The 5,891-nt window shown below is 72.2% G+C and carries 1 protein-coding gene; it reads right to left on the reverse strand.

What is annotated here, in order from left to right; all coding sequences use genetic code 11:
* Positions 1–5,891, reverse strand: a 5,891-nt coding sequence (locus tag ACZ52R_RS43180) for an amino acid adenylation domain-containing protein (protein WP_465755551.1), incomplete at both ends; no start/stop codon positions are given.

The following is a 5,891-nucleotide window of genomic DNA, read 5'->3' on the forward strand; positions in this document are numbered from 1 at the left end:
GGCTGTGACGGATCGGTGGCGAGGGCCTCCAGGACCCGCAGCCAGCGTCGTCCCAGGACCTCCACCGACGCCCGGTCGAACAACTCCGCCGCGAAGATGATCCGCACGCAGAGACCGTCGGCCTGCTCGGTGACATCGAACTGCAGGTCGAACTTGGCGAGTTGCTGGTCATCGGACACGGCCGAGGCTTCGATGCCCGGCAGGTCCAGGATCGCCTCGGCGTTGTTCTGCAGGCTGAGCATGACCTGGAAGAGCGGGTGCCGGGCCATCGAGCGCGCGGGCGCCAGCTCCTCGACGAGGCGCTCGAACGGCACGTCCTGGTGGGCGAACGCGCCCAGCGCGGCATCGCGGACCCGGCCCAGCAGCTCGGCGAAGGTGGGGTCGCCGCTCAGGTCGGTGCGCAGGACCAGGGTGTTGACGAAGAGCCCGACGAGGTCGTCGAGGTTCTCGTCGGTGCGGCCGGCGATCGGCGTGCCGATCGGGATGTCCTTGCCGGCGCCGAGCCGGGAGAGCAGCGCCGCCAGTGCCGTCTGCAGCACCATGAAGGACGTGACGCCCTCCGTCCGGGCCAGCTTCAGCAGCCCCGCCTGCAGTTCGGCGGGGACGGTCAGCTCGACCGTCGCCCCCCGGTTCGAGGCGACGGCCGGGCGCGGCCGGTCGAAGGGGAGCGTCAGCTCCTCCGGCAGGTCGTCCAGCGTCTCTCGCCAGTACCCCAACTGCTGTGCCAGCAGGCCTTCGGTGTCCTCCTCCGACCCCAGCAGTTCCCGCTGCCAGAGGGTGTAGTCCGCGTATTGCACCGGCAGCGGCGCCCACGTGGGTGCCTGGCCGCCCATCCGCGCCGCGTACGCGGCGGACAGGTCGCGCCCCAGCGGAGCCATCGACCAGCCGTCACCGGCGATGTGGTGAACCGTCACCACGAGCACGTGGTCCTGCGGCGACAGCGCGAACAGCTCGGCCCGGATCGGGAGTTCGGTCGCCGGGTCGAAGGGGTGCCCGGTGGCGCGGGCCACGGCGGCGGCCAGTTCCGGCTCGGTGGTCTCGGTGACGGTGAGCCGACAGGTGAACTGGTCGGCAGGGCGGACGTGTTGGTGCGGCTGTCCGTCGACGGCGGGGAAGACGGTGCGCAGGGCTTCATGACGGGCAATCAGGTCGTGCAGTGCCGCCTGGAGCGCTTCCCGGTCCAGGGCGCCGGTGAGGCGGAGTACGGCCGGGATGTTGTAGGCGGCGCTGGGTCCGGTCAACTCGCCGAGGAACCACAGGCGTTGCTGGGCGAAGGAGAGCGGAAGCCGCTCCGGCCGCTCGGCAGTGGTGACCGCAGGGCGTACCCCGGTGGTGGCGTCCAGCCGCTCGGCCAGGGCGGCGGGGGTGGGTGCTTCGAAGAGGGTGCGCAGGGGGAGTTCGGTGCCGAGGGTGGTGCGGATGCGGCTGGTGAGGCGGGTGGCGAGGAGGGAGTGGCCGCCGAGGTCGAAGAAGCTGTCGTCGAGGCCGACCGAGGGCAGGCCCAGGACCTCGGCGAAGACGGTGCAGAGCAGTTCTTCACGGAGGGTGGCGGGGGTGCGGTCGGTCTGGGTGGTGTAGGTGGGGGCGGGCAGGGCGCGGTGGTCGAGCTTGCCGTTGACGGTCAGCGGGAGCGCCGCCAGCACCACCACGGCCGACGGCACCATGTACTCCGGCAGCCGCTCGGCGGCCGCTGCCCGGGCCAGTGCGGGCAGCCCGGCACCGTCCGTCCCGGGGGCCGGGACGAGGTAGGCGACGAGTCGCTTGTCGCCGGGGGCGTCCTCGCGGACGGTGACGGCGGCCTGGGCGACGGCGGGGTGAGCGGTGAACACGGCCTGGATCTCGCCGGGCTCGATGCGGAAGCCGCGGATCTTGACCTGGTCGTCGGCGCGGCCGACGAACTCGAGTTCGCCGTCGGTGGTCCAACGGACCACGTCGCCGGTGCGGTACATCCGCTCGCCGGGCTCGCCGTACGGGCAGGCCACGAAGCGTTCGGCGGTCAGCCCGGGCCGGCCCAGATAGCCGCGCGCCAACTGGGCACCCGCGATGTACAGTTCGCCGGCCACGCGCGGCGGCACCGGGCGCAGCGACGCGTCCAGGACGAAGAACCGGGTGTTGTGGATCGGATGACCGATCGGCACCGTCGATCCGGCAGCCGGCGGCTCCCCGGGTGTGTGGGCGACCTGCACCGTCGTCTCGGTGGGGCCGTAGATGTTGATGAGTGTGACGTTCCAGATGTCCGTGATCCGCCGGGCGAGGTCCGCGCTCAGCGACTCGCCGCCGGAGAACAGTCGCCGCAGGGAGTCGATACGGCCCTCGTCGAGGAGCGTGGCGAGCTGCGAGGGGACGAACTGGGCGACGGTCACCCGGTGTTCGGTGGCGTAGCGGAGCAGTCGGCGGGGGTCGCCGCCGAAGCCGTCGGGGAGCAGGCAGACGGCGGCCCCGGAGGCCAGCGGGTGCCACAGCTCCCACACCGACGCGTCGAACGCGGTGGAGGTACGGGCCAGCATCACGTCGTCCGGTGCGAGACCGTGGTCCGCGGCCAGCCACGCCAACTGGTTCGCCAGGCCGCCGTGGTGGATCACGACCGCCTTGGGGCGTCCGGTGGAGCCCGAGGTGTAGATGACGTAGGCGGGGTGTGCGGGCAGCAGCGGCCTCGTACGGTGGGCGTCCGTCACCGCGGAGTCGGACCGCTCGGCGAGTGCGGCGGTCGTCTCCGCCCCGTCGAGTACCAGCCGGGGCGTCGAGGTGCCGTTCAGGACGGCGGTGCTCGCCTCCGAGGTGATCACCAGGGTCGGCCGGGCGTCGTCCAGTTGGAAGGCGATCCGCGACACCGGGTGTGCCACGTCCAGCGGCAGGTAGGCCGCGCCGCTCTTCAGCACCGCCAGCATCGCCGTGAGCAGGTCGGCGGAGCGCGGCAGCGCCAGCGCGACCAGACTCTCCGGGCCGACGCCGGCGGCGATCAGGTGGTGGGCGAGGCGGTTGCTGCGGCTGTCGAGCTCGGCGTAGGTGAGCCGCTGGTCGACGTGGGTGAGGGCGATGGCGTCGGGGGTGCGGGCCACCTGGGTCTGGAAGAGCTGCGGCAGCGCGGTCGGAGCCGTCGGCAGCGCGGTGTCGTTCCACCGTTCCAGGATCCGGTGCCGCTCCTCGGCGTCGAGGACGTCCGCCGTGCTGACCGGGGCCTGCGGGGCCGCCGTCAGCGCGGTCAGCACCCGGGCCCAGCGCTCGCCGAGCAGTTCGACCGTCGCGTGGTCGAAGAGGTCGGTGGCGTAGGTGATGCGGGTGGCGAGGCCGGCGGGGGTGCCGGTGGCGGGGTCGAAGGTCTCGTCGATCTCGAAGGCGAGGTCGAACTTTGCCGCGGGCGGGCCGGCGGGCAGGGCGGTGCTGTGGAGCCCGGGCAGGTCCAGGACCGCCTCGGCGTTGTTCTGCAGGCTGAGCATGACCTGGAAGAGCGGGTGCCGGGCCATCGAGCGCACGGGTGCCAGCTCTTCGACGAGGCGCTCGAACGGCACGTCCTGGTGGGCGAAGGCGGCGAGGCCGGTTTCGCGGACGCGGCCGAGCAGTTGCTCGAAGGTGGGGTCGTCGGTGAGGTCGGTGCGCAGGACGAGGGTGTTGACGAAGAAGCCGACCAGCTCGTTCAGGTTCTCGTCGGTGCGGCCGGCGATCGGCGTGCCGATGGGGATGTCCGGTCCGGCGCCGAGGCGGGAGAGCAGGACGGCGAGTGCGGCCTGGAGCACCATGAACATGGTGGCGCCGTTGCTGCGGGCGACCTCGGTGAGGGCGGCGTGCAGGTCGGGGGCGATGGGCAGGTCGACCAGGGCGCCGTGCTGGGTGGCGACGGGCGGGCGCGGCCGGTCGAAGGGCAGCTCCAGCTCGGCCGGGATGCCGGCCAGGGCCTCACGCCAGTAGGTGAGTTGTTCGCTGAGCAGGCTTTCGGGGTCGTGGTCGTCGCCGAGTAGGTCGCGTTGCCAGAGGGTGTAGTCGGCGTACTGGACGGGCAGGGGCTCCCATTCGGGTGCCCGGCCGTCGAGGCGCGCGGTGTAGGCGGTGGAGAGGTCGTGGCCGAGTGGGGCGAGGGACCAGCCGTCGCCGGCGATGTGGTGGATGGTGACGGTGAGGACGTGGTCGTCCGGTGCGAGGGTGAACAGTTCGGCGCGGATGGGGAGTTCGGTGGTGAGGTCGAAGGCTCGGGTGGCGGTGCGGGTGATCGCCTCGGCAAGCTCGGACTCGGTGAGCTTGTGCTCGGTGAGCTCGTGCTTGGCCGGCTCGGTGACGGTGAGCTCGAAGCTGAACCCGTCGGCGGGAAGCACGTGTTGGCGCGGCTGCCCGTCGGTGAGGGGGAAGAGCGTCCGCAGGGCCTCGTGGCGGGCGATCAGGTCACGCAGTGCCGCCCGGAGGGCCTCCTGGTCGAGGTCGCCGGTCAGGCGGAGAGCCGCCGGGATGTGGTAGGCAGCGCTCGGTCCGGTCAGCTCGCCAAGGAACCAGAGGCGTTGCTGCGCGAAGGAGAGCGGCACCTGCTCCGGTCGCGGCTGGGCGGCGGTGACCGCCGTGCGCACCCCGGCATCGGCGTCCAGCCGCTGGGCGAGGCGGGCCGGGGTTGGCGCCTCGAAGAGGGTGCGCATCGGGACCTCGATGCCGAGGGTGGTGCGGATGCGGCTGACGAGGCGGGTGGCGAGGAGGGAGTGGCCGCCGAGGTCGAAGAAGTTGTCGGTGGGGGTGACTCGGGGCAGGTCGAGGACCTGGGCGAAGACGGCGCAGAGGATTTCCTCGTGCGGGGTGGTGGGGGTGCGGTCGGTCTGGGTGGTGTAGGTGGGGGCGGGCAGGGCGCGGTGGTCGAGCTTGCCGTTGACGGTGACGGGCAGCGCGTCGAGGACCACGGTCGCCGACGGCACCATGTAGTCCGGCAGCTGTCGGCGCAGGAACTCCCCGACGGATTCGACGAGTTCATCGCTGCTGTGGCCGAGGGCGGCGACGAGGTAGGCGACGAGGCGCTTGTCGCCGGGGGTGTCCTCGCGGGCGATGACGGCGGCCTGGGCGACGGCGGGATGGGTGGCCAGGGTGGCCTGGATCTCGCCGAGTTCGATGCGGAAGCCGCGGAGCTTGACCTGGTCGTCGGCGCGGCCGACGAACTCCAGGTCCCCGCCGGCGGTCCAGCGGGCGAGGTCGCCGGTGCGGTACATGCGTTCGCCGGGCTCGCCGTAGGGGCAGGCGACGAAGCGTTCGGCGGTGAGGCCGGGGCGGTTGAGGTAGCCGCGGGCCAACTGGAGGCCCGCGAGGTAGAGTTCGCCCTCCACGCCCGGCGGGACCGGCTCCAGTCGCGCGTTCAGCACGTACACCCGGGTGTTCCACACCGGCCGGCCGATCGGGACGGAGGCCCCGGCGTTCGGGGTGGCACAATCCCAGGCGGTCACGTCGACCGCCGCCTCCGTCGGACCGTAGAGGTTGTGCAGCGGCACGTCGAGCAGCGCCAGGAACTTGTCCCGCAGCTCGGCCGGCAGGGCCTCGCCACTGCAGAACACCGACCGCAGGCCGGTGCAGTTCGCGACGGCCGGCTCCTGGGTGAAGGCCTGCAGCATCGACGGCACGAAGTGGGTGACGGTGACCTGCTGGCTCTGGATCAGATCGATCAGGTAGCCCGGGTCCTGGTGGCCGCCGGGGCGCGCGACCACCATGGTGGCGCCTTCCAGGAGCGGCCAGAAGAACTCCCAGACGGAGACGTCGAAGCCGAACGGAGTCTTCTGCAGCACGCGGTCCGTGGCGTCCAGCGGATACGCGGACTGCATCCAGGCCAGCCGGTTGACGATGGCGCGGTGGGGGATGGTGACGCCCTTGGGGCGGCCGGTGGAGCCGGAGGTGTAGATGACGTAGGCGGGGTGGTCGGGGTGGAGGGTGAG

This window comes from Kitasatospora sp. NPDC034023 (assembly GCF_055575795.1).